Consider the following 24,291-nt stretch of genomic DNA (forward strand, 5'->3'; position numbering starts at 1 on the left):
GGCTGATGCCGCCGCCCCGGCCGCTGTGACAGCTCCACCACGTGACCCCCCTTCACAACCTCCTGCACGCGAAGGAATTGGGTGGCTCACCCGCGCGCCCGGCGCGAGGATCTCGACGTGACGCTGCATCACTGTGAGATTCCGGTCGACGAGGATGTCGTCAGGGCGTTGGTGACCGAGCAGTGCCCACAGTGGGCACATCTGTCGCTGTACCGGGCGGGTGCGGGCACCGACAACACCATGTACCGGCTCGGCACCGGCCTGCTCGTCCGACTTCCGCGTACCGCCGACAAGGCACCGTCGCTGCGCAAGGAGCAGCGATGGCTGCCCCGGCTGGCGCCGCTGCTCGCCTGCCGCATCCCGGAACCGGTGCACAGCGGCGAACCGACAGGCGTCTTTCCGCTGCCCTGGTCGGTCTACCGGTGGATCGAGGGCGACGAGGTCGGGCCGGCTACCGTCTCGGACTGGGCGGCCTTCGGCACCGACCTGGCGGCCGTGGTGCGGGAACTGCACGGCGTTGACCTCATGGGAGCGACCCGCACGGGCGAGCTGAGCTGGTATCGAGGGGGCGAGCTGCGAGCCTGCGCCGAGTGGGTCGGGCGCGCCCTGTCCGACTGCCGCGCCATCGTCGGCACGGAGATCGACGTCGACACCCTGGAACGGCTGTGGCGGACGGCGCTGGCCCTGCCCGAGCCGTCCGGGCCGCAGGTGTGGCTGCACGGCGATCTCCGGCCCACAAACCTCCTGGCACGGCACGGCAGGTTGCACGCGGTAATCGACTTCGGCGGCCTGTCGGTCGGCCTGCCCGACGCCGAGCACGCCCCGGTGTGGGACCTGCCGCCCGAGGCCCGGCACGCCTGCCGCCACGCCATCGACATCGACGACTCGACCTGGGTACGCGCCCGGGCCTGGGCGATCGGCGTGGCCGCCAGCGGCATCCCGTACTACCAGCACAGTTACCCGGCGTTCGTGGCCGAGTGCCGGGCCCGCCTCCAGGCGATCCTCACCGACGAGCGCACGTCCTGACGGGCCGGTGCCGGGCGGACGGTCGGCGAGGTCTGGGGTGGTGGACCGCTACGGATATCGTGTCATCGATGCCGCGTTGGTCGAGCACGTCCCGGATCCTGCCCGCCGTCCTGGTGGGACTGCTGGTCGCGACGATGCTCAGCGGCGACCGGGGAAGGGGTGGCGCGCCGCGCCTGCACCTGGATGTGTCGCCTGCCGTCGCGCTCGCCGACGAGCCGCTCCGGGTACGCGTGCGTGGCCTGGCCGCCCGGGAGCGGGTGGTGGTCGCCGCCGAGGCCCACGATCACGCGGGGCACCTGTGGCGTGCGGAGGTGACGTTCGTCGCCGACGCCAACGGTGTCGTGGACGTGTCCCGGGACGCCCCGGTGGAGGGCTCCTACTCGGGCGTGGACCCGATGGGCCTGTTCTGGTCGATGGATCCGCTGGACGGCGACGCCTCCTACTTCGCGCCGGTCTGGCCGCACATACGCCGTGCCTTCGCGGTCCGGCTGTCGGCCGTGAGCGGCGGGCGCGAGCCGGCCGCCGTCACCGTACGGCGGGACTGGACGGCGGGCGAGGTGTCGTTCACCGAGCTGACCCCGACGGCCCACGGGGTACGCGGGTTGCTCGTCCTTCCCCCGCCGGAGGTGCCTCGACGGCGCGGGGTGCTGTGGCTCGGTGGCTCGGAGGGCGGCGTCGGCGGGCTGTACGACGCACCGTTGCTCGCCTCCCGTGGGCACCCGGTGTTGTGCCTGGGCTACTTCGGGGCTTCGGGGCTGCCGGACAGCCTGCACGACATTCCGCTGGAGTACTTCGCCACCGCCGCCGAACTGCTCGCCCCGAACTCCGGCGGCGAGGTGGTGGTGACGGGCTACTCACGCGGCACCGAGGCCGCGTTGCTGCTGGCGCAGCAGCGTCCCGACCTGGTCCGCGCCGTCGTCGTCTACGCGCCGAGCAGCGTCGTCCACCCCGGATACCCGTACTCGGGAGCGCCCGCCTGGACCTACCGTGGCAGGCCCGTGCCGACCGGCCCGATCCCCGTCGACCGGGTCGACGGACCGGTACTTGCCATCGCCGGGGCGGACGACCTGCTCTGGGACGCGCCGAGCTACGCCGCCGAGCTGCTGTTGGCGCTCGGTGGCTCACCTCACCGGGTGCTGCTCTACCCGGACGCCGGTCACGGCGTGGGCACCTTCCCGTACCTGCCGTCGAAGACGGTGCATCAGGGGCGCACCGGCGAGCAGACACACGGCGGGTCCCGGGCGGGTGACGCCGCCGCCCGCCGGGACGGGTGGTCGGAGGTGCTCACCTTCCTCGCCACCCTTTGACGGCACGCCCTACGGGTGTCGGTACCGCGGCCGCGGTCGTCGAGGACCAGCGGGGCGCGACCGCGCACCGCGTACCTGACGTGGGTGACCTGCGGGCTGGCAACAACCCGCTCGGGGGCCAGCTCGATCGCCTCGAAGTCGTCGAGGCCCAGGTCGTCGAAGAGGCGTAGCCCGGCACCGAGGACGACCGGCACCACGTGCAGCTCCAACTCGTCGAGCAGCCCCGCCCGCAGCACCTGCCGGACCAGGCTGCCACCGCCGGCCACCGCGACGTTCCTGGCACCGGACGCGGCCCGGGCCTGGGCCACCGCGCTGGCCACCCCGTCGGTGACGTAGGTGAAGCTGGTGCCACCCTGGCGGTGCAGGGTCGGGCGGGGCCGGTGGGTCACCACGAAGACCGGAGCACGGAACGGTGGTTCGTCGCCCCACGGCACTTCGCCGCCGTCGGCCATCCGGCGACCCATCACGTACGCGCCGGCCGTGGCGAACGACTCGGCGATGATCTCGGAGTCGGCGTCGTGCCGGCCGCCGGCGAAGCCCTGCCGCTCGCGCCACGCCATCGCTTCGGTGGCCCACCGGGTCACCCGGAAGAACCCGTGGCTCTCCGCCGACCGCAGCCAGTCGCCGTCGCCGTCGTGCTGTGGGCCGGCGTAGTAGCCGTCCACCGACACCGACAGCTGAGCGGTCACCTTCGTCATGTCCGTTCCTCCCGGATCCGGCGGCACCCACGACGGGTGCCGACCCACCTGTGGATCGGAGCCGGACCTGCCGCTTCTACCGGCTTCGACGGTGACCCCTGTCACATCGCGGCGGAACTCGGGTCGCTCGCGGCGGCGGCTCGGCGCAGCAGGTACCGCCGTTCGGGTTCGCTGCCGGCAAGCGTCGCGGCGGTCCGCCACTGTGCTGCGGCGGCTGCCTGGTCGTCGGCGAGTTCCAGCAGGTGGGCGCGGACGGCGTGCAGTCGGTGGTGCCCGGCCAGCAGCCCCGACTCCAACTCGGACAGCAGGGTCAGCCCGGCGGCGGGACCGTGGACCATGCCCACCGCCACCGCCCGGTTCAGCGTGACCACCGGGTTGGGCGCGAGACGCTCCAGCAGTTCGTACAGGGCGAGCACCTGCGGCCAGTCGGTGGCCTCGGTGCCCGGTGCCTCGGCGTGCACCGCCGCGATGGCGGCCTGGACCTGGTACGGCCCCGGTGGCGAGGTGGCGAGGGTCCGCTCGACAAGGGCGCATCCCTCCTGGATCGCCGCCCGGTCCCACCGGCGACGGTCCTGCTCCGCCAGCGGCACCAGGTCACCGTCCGGGCCGACCCTGGCCGCCGCCCGGGCCTCGGTGAGCAGCATCAGCGCGAGCAGGCCGGCCGTCTCCCCGTCGTCGGGCAGTCGCTCGTGCAGCCGCCGGGTCAACCGCAGGGCCTGCCCGGTCAGGTCGGCGCGACGAAGGTGGGGGCCGCTGCTGGCGCTGTACCCCTCGTTGAACATCAGGTACAGCACCTGGCGTACCACGGCCAGCCGTGCGTCGCGTTCCGCCTCAGGCGGCGGTGCGAACCGGGCGCCCGCCTCGCGGAGTCGCTGTTTGGCCCGCGAGATCCGTTGCCCCATGGTCCGCTCCGACACCAGGAAGGCGGCGGCGACCTCGGCGGTGGTGAGCCCACCGACCGCACGCAGGGTCAGTGCCAGCTGCGCGGGCGCGGGCAGCGCCGGATGGCAGCAGAGCAGGAACAACTCCAGCAGGTCGTCGCAGGGCGCCGCGACGTCGGGCGGCGGGGCGACGAGCGCGTCTCGCGGGGTGAGGTCCAGCGCCGTACGTTCGCGGCGGGTGCGGGCGGACTCGGTGCGTACCAGGTCGACGTAGCGGCGGGCGGCGACGGTGTGCAGCCAGCCTGACGGTTGCTCGGGAACGCCGTCGAGCGGCCACCGCTCGACGGCGACGACAAGCGCCTCCTGCACGGCGTCCTCGGCCCGGCCGAAGTCACCGTACCTGCGGACGAGCGTGGCCAGCACCTGCGGCGCGAGCCGGCGCAGCAGGTCGACGGTGGCCTGGTCGAGGCTCAGTGCTCCGCTCCGTCGCCGGCCATCAACGGCCAGATCTCGATGCCGCCGCTGGCGGAGCCGAACCGCACCCCCGGATACTCGCGGGCGATCTCCAACGCCCGCTGTTCGTCGTCGACGTCGACCACGAAGTACGACCCGACATACTCCTTGGCCTCCAGGTACGGGCCGTCCGTCACCACAGGCGTGCCGGCGACGATCCGCACCGACCTGGGGCGGGACACCAGGCCCTGCACGTCGACCAACTCACCGGAGGCCCGCAGCGACTGGTTGAAGGCGTCCACCTGACCGATCAGGGTGCTCAGATCGCCGTCCGGCAGGCTGCCCCAGATCTCCTCATTGCCGTAGATCAACATCAGATACTTCACGGTCGTCTCCATAAAGGTCGATATGTCCGGAAACGGACAGGACGGTGTGGCCTGCCCCGACGCATTGTTGTAGCAGGTAGAGAGGCCGCGGATGGCGGGCCACATCCGATCCTCGGGCCGGGTCGGGAGCGTGACGTCCCGCCGGCCGCCAGTACGGCAACCGCCGGGTCGCGCCGCCGCGCCGTCCGGCTCCGGCCCGCCGTCGCAGACCAGCCGCACCGACGGTGTTGCACAGCTGGTCGCGACGACCAAGCCAGGAAGGAGCCGCCATGGCCGCTCCCACCGCCAACGCCTCGATGAACTCCACCACCTATTCGCCAGGCGAGCAGATGCTGCTGACCGTCAACTACGGCGACGCGGACAACCAGCGGCTCACCGTAACTGTCACCGTGGCCGACGCGCAGGGCAACCGCAGTGCTCCCGTGTCCGTGACCGCCGTGATCGACCCGCTCACCATCACCGTCGTCGACGACTCGGGGCGCACCTGGTCCCGGGTCTCCGACAGCGGCGCGGTGGCTGTCTACCGGGCGGTGGCGTGATGCCGAGGGTGACAGTCACCGTGCGGGACTCCGCCAGCCGGACCGCCAGCGCCACAGTCGCCTACACGGTGTTACCACCCGTGCTGGGCGGCTACTACCTCTCCGGCGGCGCGGACCCGACCGCCGACATGGCCGGCGGCAACTTCCGGTCGCTTACCCAGTACCGCAGCTTCGCCGACGCCTTCATCTTTCCCGGCTACCAGCGGCCCTGGCTGGTCACTCTGGGACGGGCCGGGGTGCAGGTCAACATGGTGCTCGAACTGAAGCACTACGGCGCGCCCGACACCGGGCCACAGACGTTCACAGTGGACGGGGTGACGTACACCGTGCCGGCACCGGCGATGACCATCCAGCAGCGGCCCGGCGCGGTCTGGCCGAGGGCGTACGGCTACGGCCAGGTCATCGCCGGACAGTGCGACGGGTTGTTCGCCCGGGCATTGTCGCAGTACCGGACGATGGGTTTCGGGGTGAACATCCAGCTCGCCTCCGAACTGGACACGGATCATGAGTTCGGCACCACGGAGGCCGGCAGGGCGTACACCTGGGCCGAGTCGGACGCCCGGGCGGTGCAGGCGGTGACGTACATCGTCAACTGGTTCAGGGCCAGAGGGCTGCCGCAGGGCAGCACCTTCTCGGTCGGGCTCGGTGGCTTCAACCGGGACTGCTTCCGGCGTACCCACCCGGAGGCGTTGATGACCCGGCTGGACTACCTCCAGTGGAACGTCTACGCGACAAGTCCCAGCCACACCGCGCTGGAGCGGTTCCGGCGCACCAAGGACTGGGCGGTGGCCGACCTCGGTCCGGTCGCGTTGTCCCGTCCGGTGCTCATCGCCGAGTGGGGCGTCCGGGTCATCGAGATCCCCGACCAGGCGGCCTGGATCGCCACCGTGCCGCCGGCCATCGCCCGACTCAACGCCGAACGCGGCCCCCTCATCGCCCGGACGAACTACTTCAACTCCGGCTGGGGCACCCTGAGCCCGAAGGCGACAGGGCTGGCCGCGCTGCGGGCCGCGTACGCCCGGCCGCCGTACGGCTGATCCCGGCGCCGGCCCGGTCCGGTGTGCTCCGGACCGGGCCGGTACGCGCGGCGGGCCGACCCCCGTCAGGTCCGACCCGCGTGGCGCCGGCTCACCGCGACGGCGGCTGGCCGAGCAGGTCGGTCATGGCGTCCCGCAACTCCGGGGTGAGCGCATGGAGAAAGTTGACGCTGCGGCACGGCTCGTGCCGGATCCAGAACTCGGCGGTCTCTCCGGTGGCGTCGGCGACGGTAAGTGTGTCGAACAGGGTCGGTTCCTCGTAGTCCGGCCAGTCGCCGCAGTCGCTGCGCTCCGCCGACCGGCCGACAGCCTGGTTGAGCACGGCCCGCAACTGGTCCGCGCCCGCGCGCCGCCGCTGCTGTCCGACCAGTTCGCCGGTCTCGCCGCGCACCTCGTACCGGCAGGCGGTGACCTCGATCAGCGGCGTCGGCAGGGCAAGGTACGGATCGCTGTTGTTGAAATCGATCCGGTCCAGTGGGCCGTCCTCCGAGCCTTTCCGCATCCGCTGCACCGGAAACGTGGCCGCGCAGGCGGGGGTGGTCACGGTGGCCGGGTCGGTGGTCGCGACGAGCTGCGCCCGGTACCTGTCGAGGAACGTCCTGATCACCCCGAAATCAATCCCCCGGCCGTGGGTCGCGGTGACCGCCACCCGGCAGTTCTCGTCAGTCCAGACCGTGACCGGGTCCCGGTCCGGGTAGCGCAGCACCAGGACCGTCTCCTCGTAGGTGGCTTTCAGCGTGCACCTCATCTGCTGGCCGTCCGGCAGCGGCCGACCCCGTCCGTCCTGCTGAGTCGGTGGTTGGGCGTTGAGCAGCCGGACGATCTCGTCGACGCCGGTGGTGAGGGTCCGGGGGCCGATCCGGTTCGCCGGATGGGGTCCGCCAGCGACCGGCACCTGGCAGCTGGTGACCTCCACCGCGCCGGTCGGCACCAGCGGCTCGTCGTCGCCGTAGCGCACGAACCTCAGGTCCGGACGCCCGTCGAGGCTGGTCGGGCAGTTGGCGTCACCGCGCGGGCCGGGGGTGACGAGTGGGATGACGTCGTCGCGTCCGGGACCAGCCACCAGCGCCGGCAGGCCGATGCCCAGGCCGACGGTGAGCGCGACCGCCGCCGCGCCGCCGGCCATCCGGCGGCGGTGCCGGCGTACCCGGACGCCGACCTCGGCGACCCGGTCCGGCGGTGCGGCAAGCGGTGGTACGGCCCCGGCGAGCAGCCCTCGGATGTCCTCGTCGTCGCGGGTCACGGTACGACCTCCCGGTTGGTGAACAGGTTCAGGTCCGGATCGGTACGCAGGCTGCGCAGGGCGCGCGACGACTGCACCTTCACCGTGTTCGTCGAACAGCCCAGCACCTGGGCGGTCCGCTCCACGGAGAGGTCCTCGACGTAGCGCAGCACCACGATCGCCCGCTGCTGGCGGCTGAGCCGGGCCAGCGCCCGGCGGACCGCGTCCCGGTCGGCCGACTCCCGGGCCAGGTCACCGGGCCGGGAGTGGTCCGGCGGTGCGGCGGCCGGGAACTCGGACCGCCACCGCCGACGCCACCACGAGACGTAGGTGGTGAACAGCGCCCGACGCAGGTACGCCTCGGGATGCCCGGCCGCGACCACTGTCGGCCAGCGCCGCCAGGCGGCGGCCAGCACGGTCTGGAGCAGGTCCTCGGCGCGACCGGCGTCGCCGGTGAGCAGCCAGGCTGAGCGCAGCAGCGCACCGGACCGGGCCGCCACGAAGTCGGCGAAGCCCTCAGGTGGTGCCGGGTACCTGTCGGTCATGCGTACCTCCCGACAGATAGACGCGCCGGCCGGGCCGGAAGGTTAACGCCGGTCGTCCGTCTCCCTTGACACCGGCCGTACCTTGGTTGCATGGTTAGTTACATGAGTAATGAACCAGCCAACCAGTGTGGCGACTGGGAATGGTGGACGTGATGGAGGACGGCCGACCGATCTTCCTCCAGATCGCGGAGCTGCTGGAGAACTCGATCCTGGACGGGACGTTCCCCGAGGAGAGCCAGGTGCCCTCGACGAACGAGCTGGCCGCCTTTCACCGGATCAACCCCGCGACCGCCGCCAAGGGGGTCAACACGCTTGTCGACGACGGAACTCTCTACAAAAAGCGAGGAATCGGCATGTTCGTCTCATCCGGTGCCCGAGCGAAGCTCCGCGGCCGGCGCCGCGACGAGTTCGCCAGGCAGTACGTCCGGCCGCTGCTGACCGAGGCGCGCAAGCTCGGCATCGAACCGGCCGAACTCAAGAGCATGATCGACACCTGGGAGGAGGGCCGATGAGCGCGGTCGTCACGGTCACCGAGCTGACCAAGCGGTACCGAGGGGTGACCGCCCTGGACGGCGTCAGTTTCTCGCTCGCCGAGAACCGGATCCACGGCCTGCTGGGACGCAACGGGGCCGGCAAGACCACCCTGATGCAGATCCTCACCGCGCAGAACTTCGCCACCAGCGGGGAGATCTCCGTCTTCGGGCAGCACCCGTACGAGAACGAGCAGGTGCTCTCCCGGATCTCGTTCATCAAAGAGAGCCAGACCTATCCGTCGCACCTTCGGGTCACGCACGTCCTGCGCGCGGCCCGCCTGGTCTATCCGGGCTGGGACGAGGAGTTCGCCCAACGGCTCGTCGACGTGTTCCAGTTGCCGCGCGGTCGCAACGTCCGCAAGCTCTCCCGTGGCATGCTCTCCGCGCTCGGCATCGTGGTCGGGCTCGCCTCGCGTGCCCCACTCACCTTCTTCGACGAGCCCTACCTGGGCCTGGACGCGGTGGCCCGGCAGATCTTCTACGACCACCTGCTTGCCGACTACACCGAACACCCCCGCACCATCGTGCTGTCGACCCACCTCATCGACGAGGTCAGCGACCTGATCGAGCACGTGCTGCTGATCGACAGGGGTCGACTCCTGCTTGATGTCGAGGCGGAGGCGCTGCGCGGCCAGGTGGTCACCGTCTCCGGCCCGGTCGCGGCCGTCGACGAGTTCTCCCGTACCGGCACCGAACTGCACCGGGCGTCGCTCGGCGGGACGGCCCGGGTCACCGTACGCGGCGACTTCGGCCCGGCCGCGCACGACCGCGCCCGGTCCCTGGGCCTCGACCTCGAAGCGTCCTCGCTTCAGGACATCGTGGTACGCCTGACCACGTCGCAGAACGGGCACGCGACCGGCAGCGCCGCCGCGGCAGACAAGAAGGAGGCTGTCCGATGAACCGCGCATTTACCGTGGCCCGCCTGCAGTTCGTCGGCTGGCGCAGCGTGGTCGGCTGGCCGTGGGGCATCCTCGCACTGAGTTTCCTCATCAACGTGGCGCTGTTCAGCGCGATGAACGAGGCCGACGACTTCGAGCCGAGCACCGGCGGGCTGATGAGCATCTACGTGGTGATGTTCGTCGCCAGCGTCAACGCGATCACCCAGGACTTCCCGTTCGCGCTCGGGCTGGGCGTCTCACGCCGCAGCTTCTATCTCGGCAACGTGCTCCACTTCGCCGGCCAGGCGATCAGCTACGCGGCGGTGCTCTACCTGCTGGCCGTGATCGAGGAAGCCACCGACGGGTGGGGCGTCAACCTGACCTTCTTCGGCCTGCCGTTCCTGATGGTCGACAACCCGGTGCTCAGGTTCCTCGGCTTCGCCCTCCCGTTCCTGCTGCTCGGCTTCATCGGCATCGCCATCGGCCTGGTCTTCAAGCGCTGGGGCATCAACGGCCTGCTGATGCTGAGCACCGTCGCGTTGGCCGGGATCGGTGGGCTCGTCGTGCTCGCCACCTGGCAGGGCTGGTGGTCGGCGATCGGCGGCTGGTTCGCCGACCAGCCGGGCTGGGCCATGCTGGTCGGCTGGCCGGCGCTGCTCACCCTGCTGCTCGCCGGCCTCAGCTACTTGACCATCCGACGCGCGACGCCCTGACCGTCGGCCCGGCCGGCGCCCGAGGTGGGGCGGACGCCGGCCGCCCGACGCACCGTGGCACGACGGGGGCGGCCCCTCCCGACCAGGTCGGGAGGGGCCGCACGGTGCGGGACGGTCAGCACTCGGGTGGCTCAGCGCCAGGTGTCGGTGAGCGTCACCGCGCCGGAGGCGGTGGCGGTGCGGTCCGCACCCGACTCCCACACCACAGGCCCGGAGTCGGTGCGCTTGACGTACTTGTAGGAGAACGTCGTGCCGGCGGGCAGGTTCACCGCACCGGTCCAGACCGGGTACGCCGTCGGTGACAGCCGGATCCCACGGGCCGGATCCCAGCCGCCGAGGGCGGGCAGGTCGCCGACCAGGTACACCTCCTGCCCGTACGTGGTGCTGGCGGTGACCCGCACGGAGACCGTGGCATCGCCGGGTGGGCTGCTCGCCTGCTGGTTCCAGGTGGCGGTGACGGCGGTGCCACCGGTGCCGGTCCGGTTGGGGTCGTTCTCCCACTGCGTCGTGCCGTTGCCGACCTTCACCAGCTTCCACTCGAAGGCGGTGCCGGCCGGAATGTCCACCGACCCGGTCCAGCTCGGGTAACTGCCCGACGTGGTGGACAGCTTCACCCCGTTGGCCGGGTTCCAGGAGCCGAGCTGCGGAATCGAACCGACGACGTACACCTCCTGGCCCGGCTCGGTGGAGACGGTCGCGGTGAACCGGGTCGACCCGGCCGGCGGGGACGGGCTCGCGGTCGGCGTCGGCGTGGCGGTCGGGGTGGGGCTCGGGGTGACGCCGTCGAGACGGGCTCCGACGTGCATGGCCACCGCCTGGTCGGCGGGGATGGCGGCGGTGAAGCTGCCACCGGCGACGGTCACCGCGCCGCCCGGACAGGCCCCGGTCGACTGGTCGTACGCACCCCTGCCGACATTGCAGTAGCGGCCGTCCGGCAGCGAGGTGGTGAAGCTGCGGCTCCAGGTGCTGCCGGTGGCGTTGAAGGCGGCGTACCCCCGGTCGCCCCGGCCGAACGCCAGCCGGCCGTTGCCGTCGGTGGTGACCGACCCGATGCCGGTGCCGGCGACCGCGTTACGGAAGCCCGGCATGCCGGCCACCCCCGGGTCGCGGTGCTCGCAGATCCACGCGTCGCTGGCGCAGTCGGTGGCCAGGGTGGTGCCGTTGGAACTGCTGGGCGGACCCTGACCGTGCACCGAGCCGTACGCGTAGCTCGACATCAACTGGGGCCGGCCGTAGGGGTGGGCCATCATGAAGGTGTCCGCCAGGTAGTAGCGGGCGCCGCTCTTGTAGGTGAGCGTCGGGTTCTCCCGCTGCGTGTCGTGGTTGTCGATGAACACGACAGCCTGCTGCGCGGTCAGCCCGCCGTAGTTGGGCAGGCTGCCCAGCTGGGCGATGTTGCCGTCCCGGAACGCCGAGGACACGGCCCGCTGGTAGTCGAAGTTGGTCACCCCGCCGTACGGCGCGTACGCGGTGTAGGGGATGGTTCCGTCGCCGTACACCTCGTGGAACAGGTCCGGCCGGCCGCCGAACCCCGGCACGTCCCGTAGCCGGCTGATGATGTCGGCCAGGTGCGCCTCCTGCACGTGCTTGGCGGCGTCGACCCGGAACCCGGCCACCCCGAGGTCGATCACCGTGTTCATGTACTTGGCGATCTTCCGCCGTACCTCGGGGTCGGCGGTGTTGAGGTCGGCCAGGTCGAGCAGCTCGCAGTCCTGCACCTCCTGCTTGTTGCCCCAGTTGCTGATCCGCCGGTAGCAGGGCCCGAAATCGCCGTAGCCGTAGCTGTCGCCCGAGCCGTCGTTGAACAGGTTCGGGTAGCTGTACTTGCTGTAGACGGTGCCCGCGCTGCCCGGGCCGCTGCCGGCCGAGCCGGTGCCGCTCATGTGGTTGAGCACCATGTCCACGTAGATCTTCACGCCCTGGGCGCGGCAGCGCTGGACCATGTCGACGAACTCGGCCCTCGTGCCCCGCCGGGTCTGATCGAGCCGGTACGACACCGGCTGGTAGTCCTGCCACCACGGGTAGGTGGCACCCTCCGCGCTGGGCAGTACCACGTGCTCCTGCGGCGGGGAGACCTGCACACCACCCCAACCGTTGGGGCCGAGGTTGCGCTCGCACTCGTCGGCGACGGAACTCCACCGCCACTGGAACAGGTGGACTATCGCGTCGCCGTTGGCACGTACGTCAGCCGCGCTGGCGGGGGCGGTGCCGGCGGTGACTGTGGTGAGACCGACCGCGACAAGTATCGCGGCCAGGGCCGCGGGGATCGCGGCGCGGGGACGGGGGATGCGCACGGTGCCCTCCTCGGGGGACGGTCAGGCAGACGCCGGTGACAGTCAAGGTTCCTGCAAGATGTGCAAGAACTTGCGGTTGTTGCGTGACCGTAACAGTCGCATCGATTGTTGGGAACCTATCGTTCACAACCCGCTGCAACGAGATAAGGGCTCTTGCGACCGTCTGCAATGTCTGCAAGACTTTCCGGCGCTGATTCCGGAAGTCGTCGGCGAGCGCCACAGCCGGCGGCTTTCTATGCTCGACCCATGGAACTGCGGATCTTCACCGAACCCCAGCAGGGCGCCAGCTACGACGACCTACTCGCCGTGGCCCGACGCGCCGAGGAGACCGGCTTCGGCGCCTTCTTCCGCTCGGACCACTACCTGAAGATGGGGTCGGTGAGCGGCGAACCCGGCCCCACCGACGCCTGGACGACGCTTGCCGGGCTGGCCCGGGACACCCGGTCCATCCGGCTCGGCACGCTTATGAGCGCCGCGACGTTCCGACTGCCCGGCCCCCTCGCGATCACCGTCGCGCAGGTCGACCAGATGAGCGGCGGGCGGGTCGAGCTGGGCATCGGCACCGGCTGGTACGACGCCGAGCACCGGGCGTACGGGATTCCGTTCCCGCCGCTGGGGGAGCGCTTCGACCGGCTGGACGAGCAGCTGGCGGTGATCACCGGTCTGTGGCGTACCCCGTCGGGCGGGACGTTCGACTTCACCGGCCGGCACTACCAGGTGACCGACTCGCCCGCACTGCCCAAGCCGGTCCAGCGTCCGCACCCGCCGATCCTGCTCGGCGGCAAGGGCGCGAAGCGTACCCCGCAGCTCGCCGCCCGCTACGCCGACGAGTTCAACCTGCCGTTCGTCTCGATCGACGAGACGGTGGCCCAGTTCGAGCGGGTCCGTGCCGCCTGCGCCGACATCGGCCGCGACCCGGCCGAGCTGACCTGGTCCAACGCGCTGGTGCTCTGCTGCGGCAAGGACGACGCCGAGGTGGCGCGGCGGGCCGCGGCTATCGGCCGCGAACCGGACGAGCTACGCGCCAACGGCCTCGCCGGCACACCCGCCGAGGTCATCGACACCATTGGCCGGTACGCCGAGGTCGGCAGCCAGCGCCTCTACCTCCAGGTGCTCGACCTGACCGACCTGGACCACCTCGATCTGGTCGCCACCGAGGTGATGCGCCAGCTCTGACCGGCGGACGCCTGGCGGCTCCGATTGCGGCAAGCCGGGGTGTCAGCGGCCCCGGAGACACCGGCATGCCGCAATCGGAGTCGATCTCAGACCCGGTGTTCGTCGCGCAGCACGGTGTCGAGCTGGCCGTCCCGGTCGCGGTCGAGGTATGTGACGTCCGGCAGCCCGTCGCCGTCCAGGTCGAACTGCACCACGTCGGCCACGCCGTCGCCGTCGAAGTCGGTGACCACCTGGACCGAACCGTCCATGTGCCGGGTCACGATCGACCGGGCACCACCCTCGACCCGGGGCGGCGGTCCGGGGGTGGGCGGTGGCGCCGGTACAGGTTCCGGGGCGGGGCTGGGCTGCGGATCCGGCTGGCTCGCCGATGGCCCGGAATCGCTCCAGGTGACCGGGGGAGGCTCGACGGTGCCGGTGGGACCGCTGGCGGGGTACACGCCACTGCCGGCCGGGTCGATCTCCTCCTCGGACGGGTAGACGTCGCCGCGTGGGGCGGGATCACGGTAGCTGCTCATCGGCGTAGGGTTCCCCGACGGAGCTGGCGGTAACCGCCGGCACGGAGAGGGGGTCGGGAGTGTCGACGCACCGCAACTGGGCCGGCAACGTCGAGTACGCAGCCCGGGCGTTCCACCGGCCATCGTCGGTCGACGAGCTGCGTGAGCTGGTCGCCGGCAGCGACCGGATCCGGGCGGTGGGCAGCGGACACTCGTTCAACCGCCTCGGCGACACCACGGGCGAGCTGGTCACGCTGGCCGGGCTGCCGGACACCGTGCGACTCGACGAACAGCGGCGGACGGTGGACGTGCCCGCCGCGGTGCGCTACGGCGACCTGGCCAGCTGGCTGCACGAGCGCGGGTACGCGCTGGCCAACCTCGCCTCGCTGCCACACATCTCGGTGGCCGGCGCGGTCGCCACCGGTACCCACGGCTCCGGCGAGACCATCGGCAACCTGGCCACCGCCGTCGCCGCCCTGGAACTGGTCACCGCCGCCGGTGACCTGCTCACCGTCGACCGCACCGACCCCGAGTTCGCCGGCATGGTGGTCTCCCTCGGCGCGCTGGGCATCGTCACCCGGCTCACCCTGGACGTGGTGCCCACCTTCGAAGTACGCCAGTACGTCCGCCTCGACCTGCCCCGCGAGGCGCTGGACGAGGCGCTCGCCTCGGCGTACAGCGTCAGTGTCTTCACCGACTGGCGCTCCACCCGCGGCACCCAGGTCTGGCGCAAGCAGCTCGCGGACCAGCCCGCGCCCCCGGCGGACTGGCTCGGCACCACGGCGGCGGACCGGCCCTGGCATCCGGTACCCGGCATGCCTGTGGTCAACTGCACCGAGCAGCTCGGCGTGCCCGGCCCCTGGCACGAGCGGCTGCCGCACTTCCGGCTCGGCTTCACCCCCAGCAACGGCGACGAGTTGCAGTCCGAGTACCACCTGCCCCGCGCGGTGGCCGCCGACGCGCTCGCCGCGCTGGACGAGGTGGCGCACCTGGTCGCCCCGGTCGCGCAGACAAGCGAGCTGCGCACCATCGCCGCCGACGAGCTGTGGCTCAGCCCGCAGCACGACCGCGACAGCCTCGCTGTGCACTTCACCTGGATCGCCGACGCGAGTGCGGTGCTGCCGGTCCTCACCGAGGTCGAGCGGGCGCTGTCCCCCTTCGCGCCCCGGCCGCACTGGGGCAAGGTCTTCACGGCACCGACCGGGACGATCGCCGCCACCTACCCCCGCTGGGCCGATTTCGCCGCGCTTGTGACCCGCCTCGACCCCGCGGGCACGTTCCGCACCGAGGAACTCGACCACCTGTTCCCCCGCTGACCCCCCCCCACGGCGGCCGTCCCGCATTGCCGCGCGGGAACCTAGCGGCCGGTGGTGAGTTGGTCGCGCATGCTGCTGCGTTGCACGGCGCGGCTGATGTCGCTGGGGGAGACGATGCCGACCAGACGACCGTCGGAGACCACGAGCGCCCGGCCGTCGGCACAGTCGCTGAGCCGGGGCAGCAGGTCGGTCAGCGGCTCGTCGGGGGAGGCGAGCACCAGGTCGTCGGCGCGGCAGGCCACCGCCGCCAGGGTGGTGCTGCCCCGCTCGTCGAACGGCACGCCACGGACCCGGTCGAGGGTGACCAGCCCGACCGGCCGACCATCCTCGATCAGGGGCAGCGCCGTGTGCCGGTACGCGAAAAGGTAGTTGTCCACGAAGTCGGCCACCGTCAGCTCGCCGGAAGCGGTCTGTGGCTGCGGGGTCATCACGTCGGCGACCCGGATGCCGCGCAACGCGTCGCCCACCCGGGCCTGCCGCTCCTCCATGGTTGCCGCGCCGATCAGGAACCAGCCGATAAGGGCCAGCCACAGCCCGCCGACGCCGGCACCGGTGAGGAACCGCCACAGCCCGAACCCGATGAGCGCCAGGCCGAGGACCCAACCGGCCCGCGCCGCGACCACCGTGGCGCGGGTCCGGTCGCCGGTGGCCTTCCACACCGCTGCCCGCAGCAGCCGTCCACCGTCCAGCGGCGCGGCGGGCAGAATGTTGAACACGGCAAGCAGCAGGTTGATGCCGCCGAGCCAGGCCATCACGCCCAGCAGCAACCCCTGCACCCCGGCCAGCGCGAGCAGCATCGCGATCGCCCCGAAAACGGCGCCGATGATCAGGCTGACCAGCGGCCCGACCCCGGAGATGCGCAGCTCGGCACCGGGCGACCGGGCCTCGCCGCGCAGCTCGGCGACCCCGCCGAAGAGCCACAGGGTGATCCCCTGCACGCCCAGGCCGTTGCGCTTGGCCACCACCGCGTGGGACACCTCGTGGGCGAGCAGGCCGAGGAAGAAGACCACCGCGGCGGTCAGCCCGGCCAGCAGGTACGCGAACACCGACCGATCCGGGTACGACTCGGGGAACAGATTGGCCGACAGCCCCCACCAGATCAGCGCGAAGATGACCAGGACGCTCCAGTTGACCCCGACAGGTACGCCCACGATCCGGCCGAGCCGGAAACTCGCCCTCATGTCTCGGTCATACCCCCGCAGCCCGTTCCCATGCCAGGGCCGAACGTCACCGAACGGTGCAGCGCCACTTTCCTGTCGTCAATCCGGCTCTCGCTCGCGTACCGCTGTCGTACCCGCCGTTGCTTCAATGGCGGGGTGGGAATCGAGGCCGTTGACGCGATGGCCGACCACGCCGATGAGCTGGCGCGGTCCGAGCCGTCATCCGCGCGGGCGGTGGGCGCGGCGCGCGACGCCGTCACGGCCGCGCAGGCGCTCGCCGCCGACGGCGTGCCCGGCGGGCGGCTCCGCCTGGCCCGGTCCCTGTGGCGGCTGACGGCGGCGAACTCCGGCAACCCCCAGACCGCGCAGGAGTACGCCTTGCGCTGGTGGACGGTGTGCCGCTCACTGCTGGAACGACCCGACCCCGCCGAGGACCAGAACCGGGTCGTGGCACGGATCGCGTACTGGCTGGGTGTCGTCGTTCCGGTGCTGATGACGACCCACCGGACGGCGGAAGCCGCAGAGGTGATGGAGCGGGTCGCCGAGGCGGCCGACCGAGCCACCGGCCCGCACGGCGAGCACGCGAGCGCTCGACTGGAGATCTTCCTCTTCACGGCCACCGCCGACGACTTCGCCCAGGCCGTGATCGCGGGACGGCGTGCGGAGATCGCCGACGACCTCGATCAGATGATCCATCGGGCGACCCGGACGGTAGCGGTCTTCGAGCGGCACGCCGCCGACGGCGTCTTCGAGGCCAGCGAGTTGGCCCAGGTCCTGCGGATCATCAGCCGACTGGTGACGGTCGCCGGCGACCTGCGATTGGCCGCCCACCTGCTCGACCGGGCGGAGGCGGTCTCCGCCGCGATCGCACACCACGGCCCGGCCTTCCGCGCTCACGCCGACGGCATTCGCCGGGAACGCGACGGCCTCACTACTCACGTACCGCGTCCCCGCGGCTGAGCGCCAGTCGCGATGTCGACAGCAGCCGGGTATCGGGTGCCGCGTCGGAGTTCAGCCATAGTTCGAGGGTGGCGATCTCGACCGATGACAGCGACGACCCGTACCTCTGGCTGGAGGATCTGGACGGCCCGGAGGCCGCGACGTGGGTCCGCGACCGCAACGCCGAGACCGTCGCCGCGCTGACCGGCGGCCCCGCGTTCGCCGCCCGCCAGACCGAGATCCGGCAGGTGCTCGACGCGGACGACCGCATCCCGTACCCGGGATGGCGCGGTGACGGCTTCTACTACGACCTCTGGCGGGACGCCGCCCATCCACGCGGACTGTGGCGGCGAACCACGCTCGACCAGTACCGCCGATCCGAGCCGGAGTGGGACGTCCTGCTCGACCTGGACGCGCTGGCCCGAAACGAGGGCGAGAACTGGGTCTGGGGTGGAGTGGCGACGCTGCCGCCGCAGCACCGGCACTGCCTGGTCAGCCTGTCCCGGGGCGGTGCGGACGCGGTGGTGGTCCGCGAGTACGACCTGACTGAGCGTAGCTTCGTCGACTGTGGGTTCACCGTCGCCGAGGCCAAGACCGACGTCTGCTGGATCGACGCCGACCACATCTGGATCGGCACCGACCTCGGACCGGGTTCGCTCACCGACTCCGGCTATCCACGGATCGTGCTGCGCTGGCGGCGGGGTACCCCGCTGGCCGAGGCCGAGGTCGTCTTCGAGGCGTCCACGGTGGACGTCGGAGCGTACGGCTGGCGGGACGCCACGCCCGGCTTCGAGCGGGACTTCGTCAGTCGCAGCCTCGACTTCTACCGCTCCGAGAGCTTCCTGCTCGCCGGGGCGGGGCAGCGGGTCCGGATTCCGGTGCCCGAGGACGCGGAGTGGGGAGTGCGCCGGGAGTGGTTGCTGGTCCAGCCGCGTACCCCCTGGCCGGTCGGTGACCTGACCCACCCGGCGGGGGCCCTGCTGGCGATCCGACTCGACGACTTCATCGCCGGCTCGCGGGGCTTCGACGTGCTGTTCCGACCGGACGAGCACACGTCACTCGGCGGCTCCGCCTGGACCCGTAACCACCTGATCCTGACCACCCTCACCGACGTACGCAGCCGGCTGGAGATGCTCACCCCGGGTGAGCGCGGCTGGCGACGCGAACCGCTGCCCGGGGTACCGGCGGACGAGGAGGCTTGTCTCGTCGAGACCGACCCGGACCGGGACGACGCCTACCTGGTCGCCTCGGAGGGCTTCCTCCAGCCGGCCACGCTGCGGCTCGGGCAGGTAGGTGGCGAGGTCGAGACGCTCAAGCGGGCACCCGCGTTCTTCGACCCCGACGGCCTGGCGGTACGCCAGTTCTTCGCCACCTCCGCCGACGGCACCCGGGTGCCGTACTTCGTGGTCGGAGATCCGGCCGCGCCCGCCGGACCGACGCTGCTGCACGGGTACGGCGGTTTCGAGGTTTCCCTGACCCCCGGCTACGACGGGATCATCGGCCGGGGCTGGCTGGCCCGTGGCGGCACCTACGTGGTGGCGAACATTCGCGGCGGCGGTGAATATGGTCCCCGGTGGCACCGGGCGGCGCTGCGAGCGGATCGGCCGCGCGCCTTCGAGGACTTCGCGGCCGTGGCCACCGACCTGGTGACCCGGGGCATCACCACGCCGGCCACGCTGGGTGTCGAGGGCGGCAGCAACGGTGGCCTGCTGATGGGGGCGATGCTGACCCGCTACCCGTCGCTCGTCGGCGCCGTCGTGGCGAATGTGCCACTGGTGGACATGCGCCGCTACCACCGGCTGTTGGCCGGCGCCTCGTGGATCGCCGAGTACGGCGACCCGGACGTTCCGGAAGACTGGGCCTACCTGCGGGAGTACTCGCCGTACCACAACGTGCGGCGCGAGGTACGGTACCCGCCGGTCCTGTTCATCACCTCAACCCGCGACGACCGGGTCCACCCCGGGCACGCCCGCAAGATGACCGCCCGGCTGCGCGAGCACGGTGTCGACGTGTCGTACTACGAGAACGTGGAGGGTGGGCACGGCGCGGCGGCCAACAACGAGCAGCGCGCCTTCATCGAGGCCATGTCACTGGAGTTCCTCTGGCGAAAACTGGCCCCGTCGGCGTACGCGGTGCCCACTCAGGCGGTCGGGGGCGGATCGGGCAACTCGTCGACCACCACCACCGGCGTCCCGGACCGCACCTTCTCCAGCAGCAGACGCTGGCCGCTGGCGGTCAACCGGATGCAGCCGTTCGTGGTCTGCTGGCCCAGTTCACCGTCGTGGAACCAGGTGTGAATACCGATGTGGGCGCCGCGCAACCCGGCCGGGACCGAGTCCAGGTCGTCGGGGATCGAGCCGAGGGCGTAGATGTCCACCCCGCCGTAGACCGATTCCGGTGGTGGCGTGCGGCCCAGGACGAAGGTGCGGCCCAGTGGGGTCTCCTGGCCACGCTGACCGAGGCTTACCGGCCAGGATTGTTGCGCGGTGCCGTCGCGGTACCAGGTGAGCCGGAAGGGCACCCGTTCCACAACTATCTGGTCGCGCAGCGCGACGGTGCGGAAGCCGCCCGGTGGTAGCCAGGCCAGTTTGCGGTTGGCCGAGGGCAGCAGCACCGCTGTCCAGCCGGACTCGCGGCGGGCGATCGGCACGGTCAGCTCGACCTCGCTGATGGTCGGCATCAGGAACGCCAGCGGTCGACCGCCGGGCGCGTCGTACGCGGCGAGCTTGCGGGTCGGATGCAGGCCCTGGGTCAGTGGTGTGGTGTCCAGTGCGTCCGGGTCGTCGGGAAAGCCGGCGGGGGCCGGGTCGTAGTCGATCTCCGGGAGCCCGTCCGGTGCCGGGGCGGCCGGCAGCACCCGCTCGGCGTCGGCCGGCGGCGGCACCTCCGCCGTCGGCACCACCGCTCCACCGGTGTGCCCGGCGACCGGTGCCGGCCCGGGCGCCGGAGTCAGCGCCCACCCGGTGTACGCGGCCCCGCCCATCAGCACCGCCACGCCCACCCCGAGAGCGACCCCCCGCCGCCCCCGCGACCCCAAAACGCCCAAAACCCCCACCCATCCACCTTACCCCTAAACCCCTCAAACCGCCCCAAAACCCACCCTCCGTTGCCGTTGATCAAGAAGTTTGCGTCCGGATTGAGGCCCGAGGCGACCAGAACTTCTTGATCAACGCGCAAAGGGGGTGGGGAGGGGGTGGGTGGTTAGGGGAGGCGGGCGTTTAGGTGGAGGGCTATGGCGTCGTGGGCGGGGATGTTGGCGGCGAACCAGCCGTTGGCGTCGACGGTGATGACCGGGCCGGAGCAGGTGCCGTTGGTGAAGGTGCCGTGGATGACGTCGCAGTAGCGGCCGGCCGGGAGCCCGGTGTAGTAGGAGCGGCCGTTGATGGCTGAGCCCTCGTCGTTGATGGTGATGAAGCCCCGGCCGGTCCGGCTGAAGGCGATGTGGTTGTTGCCGTTGTCGTACCAGTTGCTGACCCCGGTGCCCTCGGTGGCGTTGCGGAAGCCGACCATGTTCGCGATCACCGGCCAGCGGTGCTCGCACTCCCAGCCGGAGTAGCAGTCCGTGTTGAGCGTCTTGTTGCCACCGTCCGAGGGTGGGCCGGCGTCGCGGCTGCTGAAGGTGTAGCTCGACATCACCGTCGGGGAACCGTACGGCCAGGCCAGCATGAACGCGTTCGCGAGGGCGTAGATGCCCCGGTCGCGATAGGTGAGCACCCCGCCGTCGTCGCGCTGGGTGTCATGGTTGTCCACGAAGACCGAGGACACGCTGCTGGGCAGGTGGCCCCAGCCCTCGCCGAAGTTGCGCAGGTACGCGAGCCGCTCCGAGCGGAACACCCGGGCCAGGTCCTTGCCGTAGCGGAACTCGTGCACGTCACCGTTGCCGGTGTACTCGTTCGGCGTGATCGGCTCGCCCGCGCCGTAGATGACCTCCTGCACGATGTACGCCGACCGGTTGAGCCGGCTGCGGATGTTGGCGATGTCCGCCGCCGGCATGTGCTTGCTGGCGTCCAGCCGGAAGCCGTCCACGCCGAGTGAGAGCAGGTCGTTGAGGTACGCGGCCAGCCGGGAGCGGACGTAGTCGGACTCCGTCTTCAGGTCGGAGAGGTTCACCAGCTCGCAGTTCTGCACCTCGTAGCGGTCGTTGTAGTTGACGATGTCGTTGTTGCCGTTGCGGCCGCAGTAGTGGAAGTCCTGCGCCTGGTAGATGCCGGGGTAGACGTGGTGCTGGTAGGTCGAGCCGGCCCACCCGGTGCCGCCGTTGGCCTGCCCGGACATGTGGTTGATGACGGCGTCGACGATCACCTTGACGCCTGCCGCGTGGCAGGTGTCGACCATGGACTTGAACTGTGCGCGGGTGCCCTTGCGGGATTCGATCCGGTAGCTGACCGGCTGGTAGGCGACCCACCACTGGTTGCCGCGTACGTGCTCCTGCGGTGGTGACACCTGGACGAAGCCGTAGCCCTTCGGGCCGAGGGTGCTGCTGCACTCGCTGGCGACCGAGGGCCAGTTCCACTCGAAGAGGTTGGCGATGACCTTCTTGCCACCACTCGGGGCGGCGACGGCCGGGGGTGCGGTCACCACGCCAGGGGCGAGGAGGCCGGCGATCACGGCGAGGGCGACGATCGCCGGGCGGAGTCGACGTCGATGCATCGGGTGCTCCAGGGGTGCCGGGGGACGGGGGAGGCGGTACGGCTGCCCGGATCTTGCAATCAGGGCTGAAAATTTCGGAAAGGTTACAAGCTCATTTCAATGCCTGTCAATGCACTGCTCGGGACGTCCGGCGGCGGATCCGCTACACGCGCCGGGCGGCGGGGCGGTTCGACAACTCGCCGAGATTTTTTCTTACGACACTGATCCGACCGGGGCCGCGCTGCGTACTGGAATGGGGAACAGGGGTCGGCCGGCGGTGCGCCGCCGCGAGACGATCGAGGAGCAGATGGCCCGGGCTACGCAGAACGAGAAGGCGGCTGCCGTTCGTACCAGCAGCAGCAGTCGAGGGATCCGCGTCTGGTCCCGCGGCCAGATCATGGCGCTGTCCGCGTCCGGGCTCGCCGCCCTGTGGGCGTTGACGATGCTCACCGGCGCGGGCCAGAAGATGTACGCGATGGGCTTCTTCTTCACCGAGTTCTTCGCCGGGGTCATCGCGCTCGTCGCGTTGAGCCTCACGGTGATGATGGGGTTGCTCGCCACCGACCGGCTGGTGCTGCTCATCCGGCACCGGGTGCTGTTGCAGTCCGCACACCGGGCCACCGGCATCCTCGGCGTGGCCGGCCTGGGCTTCCACGTCATCACGAAGATCGCCAGCGGCCGGGCGGGGGTGACCGACGCCGCCGTACCGTTCGTCGGTGGCCGGGGCCTCTACGTCGGGCTCGGCACCATCGCCGCGCTGCTCATGGTGAGTGTGCTCTGGACCGGCATCATCCGGGCCCGGTTCGCCGACGTCGGCCCGAAGTGGGTGTGGCGGGCCCTGCACTCCCTGGCGTACGTCTCCTGGCCGTTCGCCATCTTCCACGGGCTGCTCGCCGGCCGTCCGCCCGCCACCTGGGTGGGCCTGAGCTACTTCGCCTGCGTACTGCTGGTCGTGGTCGCCCTGATGGTCCGTCTCTCGGTCACCCTGCAACGACGCAGCCGCGAGCAGCAGCAGGCGGCCGTCCTGAACGAGGTCATGAGCGGCAGCAAGTCCACCGAGGAGACCCTCGGCAAGAACCTGCTCGGCACCCTGACCGGCCGCCGTACCGCCGCCGACGACGGTCGCGAGAAGCGGGTCCGTCGCGACACCAGCTGGGCCGACAGCACCTCCGGGACCTGGGCCAGCCCCACGATCCGGCGCAACGACCCGGAACGGTTCACCGTGCCTGTGGTCCCCGAGCCGGGCACGCTGCGCGAGCCGGTCCGGCCCGGCCGGGATCGCCAGGAGGAGGAGTTCGAGCCGGTCGTCAGGCGTGCCTCCCGTCGCGAGGAGGAGGAACTGGAGCGGGTCGTGCGCCGCGAGACCGAGGCGCTGGAGCCGGTGACTCGCCGCCGCCGCGATGCCGAGCCGCGGCGGTCCGCCCGCCGCGACGAGGAGCTGGAGCGCACCGGTAGGCGTTCGGCACGGGTCGAGGAGGACCTGGAGCCGGTGGTCCGCCGGTCGCGGCGGGACGAGGAACCGACCGGCCGCCGGTCCCGTCGCGAGGAGGAACGCGAGGCGGTGGGCCGTCGCGCGGCCCGTCGCGACGAGGACCTGGTGGAGTACGAGGCACCGGTGCGCCGTCGCCGCCGCGACGAGGACGAGGAGGAGTACGACAGTCCCCGCCGGTCCCGGGTCGACGCCGGTAGCCGGTACTCGGCTCCGCCGCAGCGCGTCGAGGACGAGGCCGAGGAGCCGTGGGACAGCCCGCGCCGGTGGGAGTCGACAGGTCCGATCTCCGGCGCGCCCATCTCCGGCTCGCCGATCTCCGCCGCACCGCGTAGCGGCGGTGGGCGGCACAGCGCCGAGGACGACCTGCCGGAGGCGGAGACCGACTACTGGCGCCCGCCGGCCCGGTACGCCCCGGACGACGTGGCCGACGACGACGACACTCCCACCCTTGTCGACCTGGCCTCCCGACGTGCCCGCCGGGCCTCGTCGGCGGAGAGTCGGCGTCGCCGCAAGGCTGACCCGGATTCGGTGGACGGTGCCTACTGGGCCGGGCTGCGGGGTGAGGCCAAGTGA

Annotated in this window: 21 protein-coding genes and 1 pseudogene; 12 read left to right on the forward strand and 10 right to left on the reverse strand. The window is 71.3% G+C overall.

All coding sequences use genetic code 11. From position 1 onward, the window contains the following. The first annotated feature begins 117 nt into the window (after positions 1-117). Positions 118-1,026, forward strand: a complete 909-nt coding sequence (locus Van01_RS12130) for an aminoglycoside phosphotransferase family protein (protein WP_204006173.1) — start codon at positions 118-120, stop codon at positions 1,024-1,026. 68 nt (positions 1,027-1,094) lie between these two features. Further along, complete coding sequence (locus tag Van01_RS12135; RefSeq protein ID WP_204005911.1) at positions 1,095-2,333, forward strand: acyl-CoA thioesterase/bile acid-CoA:amino acid N-acyltransferase family protein; 1,239 nt, start codon at positions 1,095-1,097, stop codon at positions 2,331-2,333. Here Van01_RS12135 and Van01_RS12140 read toward each other — a convergent pair. The 3 genes from Van01_RS12140 to Van01_RS12150 form a co-directional block, all read right to left on the reverse strand. After that, the gene (locus Van01_RS12140) at positions 2,228-3,031 is read right to left on the reverse strand and encodes a dihydrofolate reductase family protein (RefSeq protein WP_204005913.1); all 804 of its coding nucleotides are present in this window, start codon (positions 3,029-3,031) and stop codon (positions 2,228-2,230) included. The genes Van01_RS12135 and Van01_RS12140 overlap by 106 nt on opposite strands. A 101-nt stretch (positions 3,032-3,132) precedes the next feature. Beyond that, the gene (locus Van01_RS12145; protein ID WP_204006175.1) at positions 3,133-4,386 is read right to left on the reverse strand and encodes an RNA polymerase sigma factor; all 1,254 of its coding nucleotides are present in this window, start codon (positions 4,384-4,386) and stop codon (positions 3,133-3,135) included. After that, a complete protein-coding gene (locus Van01_RS12150) occupies positions 4,383-4,751 on the reverse strand; it encodes a YciI family protein (protein ID WP_204005915.1) in 369 nt (122 codons plus the stop codon). Before Van01_RS12150 ends, Van01_RS12145 begins: the two co-directional genes overlap by 4 nt. Positions 4,752-5,020: 269 nt before the next feature. On the opposite strand from Van01_RS12150, the gene Van01_RS12155 reads away from it, so the two are divergent. Both Van01_RS12155 and Van01_RS12160 read left to right on the forward strand, forming a co-directional pair. Then, entirely contained in the window at positions 5,021-5,290 is a 270-nt protein-coding gene (locus Van01_RS12155) for a hypothetical protein (protein WP_099850638.1), read from the forward strand. After that, complete coding sequence (locus Van01_RS12160) at positions 5,290-6,327, forward strand: hypothetical protein (protein ID WP_204005917.1); 1,038 nt, start codon at positions 5,290-5,292, stop codon at positions 6,325-6,327. The genes Van01_RS12155 and Van01_RS12160 overlap by 1 nt, the downstream gene beginning before the upstream one ends. Positions 6,328-6,418: 91 nt before the next feature. Here the strand turns inward: Van01_RS12160 and Van01_RS12165 are convergent, their stop codons facing one another. Both Van01_RS12165 and Van01_RS12170 read right to left on the reverse strand, forming a co-directional pair. Beyond that, positions 6,419-7,570, reverse strand: coding sequence for a hypothetical protein (locus Van01_RS12165; RefSeq protein ID WP_204005919.1), 1,152 nt, complete (start codon positions 7,568-7,570; stop codon positions 6,419-6,421). Then, positions 7,567-8,094 (reverse strand): SigE family RNA polymerase sigma factor, encoded by a 528-nt coding sequence (locus tag Van01_RS12170; RefSeq protein WP_204005921.1) that lies wholly within the window; start codon positions 8,092-8,094, stop codon positions 7,567-7,569. The genes Van01_RS12165 and Van01_RS12170 overlap by 4 nt, the downstream gene beginning before the upstream one ends. A 152-nt stretch (positions 8,095-8,246) precedes the next feature. Between Van01_RS12170 and Van01_RS12175 the strand changes: the two genes are divergently transcribed. Genes Van01_RS12175 through Van01_RS12185 form a run of 3 tightly spaced genes read left to right on the forward strand, consistent with a single transcriptional unit; the run spans position 8,247 to position 10,218 of the window. Beyond that, the gene (locus Van01_RS12175; RefSeq protein ID WP_204005923.1) at positions 8,247-8,606 is read left to right on the forward strand and encodes a GntR family transcriptional regulator; all 360 of its coding nucleotides are present in this window, start codon (positions 8,247-8,249) and stop codon (positions 8,604-8,606) included. After that, complete coding sequence (locus Van01_RS12180) at positions 8,603-9,526, forward strand: ABC transporter ATP-binding protein (protein ID WP_204005925.1); 924 nt, start codon at positions 8,603-8,605, stop codon at positions 9,524-9,526. The genes Van01_RS12175 and Van01_RS12180 overlap by 4 nt, the downstream gene beginning before the upstream one ends. Beyond that, positions 9,523-10,218: an ABC transporter permease gene (locus Van01_RS12185; protein WP_204005927.1), complete on the forward strand. Its 696-nt coding sequence runs from the start codon at positions 9,523-9,525 to the stop codon at positions 10,216-10,218. The genes Van01_RS12180 and Van01_RS12185 overlap by 4 nt, the downstream gene beginning before the upstream one ends. Positions 10,219-10,349: 131 nt before the next feature. Here Van01_RS12185 and Van01_RS12190 read toward each other — a convergent pair whose 3' ends face one another. Then, the gene (locus tag Van01_RS12190; RefSeq protein ID WP_204005935.1) at positions 10,350-12,512 is read right to left on the reverse strand and encodes a carbohydrate-binding module family 20 domain-containing protein; all 2,163 of its coding nucleotides are present in this window, start codon (positions 12,510-12,512) and stop codon (positions 10,350-10,352) included. Positions 12,513-12,758: 246 nt separating this feature from the next. Between Van01_RS12190 and Van01_RS12195 the strand changes: the two genes are divergently transcribed. Further along, complete coding sequence (locus Van01_RS12195; RefSeq protein ID WP_204005937.1) at positions 12,759-13,688, forward strand: LLM class F420-dependent oxidoreductase; 930 nt, start codon at positions 12,759-12,761, stop codon at positions 13,686-13,688. An 86-nt stretch (positions 13,689-13,774) separates the two neighbouring features. On the opposite strand, the gene Van01_RS12200 is transcribed toward Van01_RS12195, so the two are convergent. After that, positions 13,775-14,203, reverse strand: a complete 429-nt coding sequence (locus Van01_RS12200) for a hypothetical protein (RefSeq protein ID WP_204005939.1) — start codon at positions 14,201-14,203, stop codon at positions 13,775-13,777. Positions 14,204-14,262: 59 nt separating this feature from the next. Between Van01_RS12200 and Van01_RS12205 the strand changes: the two genes are divergently transcribed. Continuing rightward, a complete protein-coding gene (locus Van01_RS12205; RefSeq protein ID WP_204005948.1) occupies positions 14,263-15,498 on the forward strand; it encodes an FAD-binding protein in 1,236 nt (411 codons plus the stop codon). A 41-nt stretch (positions 15,499-15,539) separates the two neighbouring features. Here Van01_RS12205 and Van01_RS12210 read toward each other — a convergent pair whose 3' ends face one another. Further along, a complete protein-coding gene (locus Van01_RS12210) occupies positions 15,540-16,679 on the reverse strand; it encodes a site-2 protease family protein (protein WP_204005950.1) in 1,140 nt (379 codons plus the stop codon). Between the two features lie 135 nt (positions 16,680-16,814). Between Van01_RS12210 and Van01_RS12215 the strand changes: the two genes are divergently transcribed. Continuing rightward, entirely contained in the window at positions 16,815-17,618 is an 804-nt protein-coding gene (locus tag Van01_RS12215) for a hypothetical protein (protein WP_204005952.1), read from the forward strand. Between the two features lie 68 nt (positions 17,619-17,686). Beyond that, a pseudogene (locus tag Van01_RS12220) lies at positions 17,687-19,699 on the forward strand (prolyl oligopeptidase family serine peptidase); the annotation flags it as partial. A gap of 38 nt (positions 19,700-19,737) precedes the next feature. Here Van01_RS12220 and Van01_RS12225 read toward each other — a convergent pair. Further along, complete coding sequence (locus Van01_RS12225; RefSeq protein ID WP_239099017.1) at positions 19,738-20,652, reverse strand: L,D-transpeptidase family protein; 915 nt, start codon at positions 20,650-20,652, stop codon at positions 19,738-19,740. A 146-nt stretch (positions 20,653-20,798) separates the two neighbouring features. Beyond that, positions 20,799-22,247: an alpha-amylase gene (locus tag Van01_RS12230; RefSeq protein ID WP_204005953.1), complete on the reverse strand. Its 1,449-nt coding sequence runs from the start codon at positions 22,245-22,247 to the stop codon at positions 20,799-20,801. Positions 22,248-22,479: 232 nt separating this feature from the next. On the opposite strand from Van01_RS12230, the gene Van01_RS12235 reads away from it, so the two are divergent. After that, entirely contained in the window at positions 22,480-24,291 is a 1,812-nt protein-coding gene (locus tag Van01_RS12235) for a ferric reductase-like transmembrane domain-containing protein (protein ID WP_239099018.1), read from the forward strand.

Source organism: Micromonospora andamanensis (assembly GCF_016863495.1).
GTDB classification, from domain to species: domain Bacteria; phylum Actinomycetota; class Actinomycetes; order Mycobacteriales; family Micromonosporaceae; genus Micromonospora; species Micromonospora andamanensis.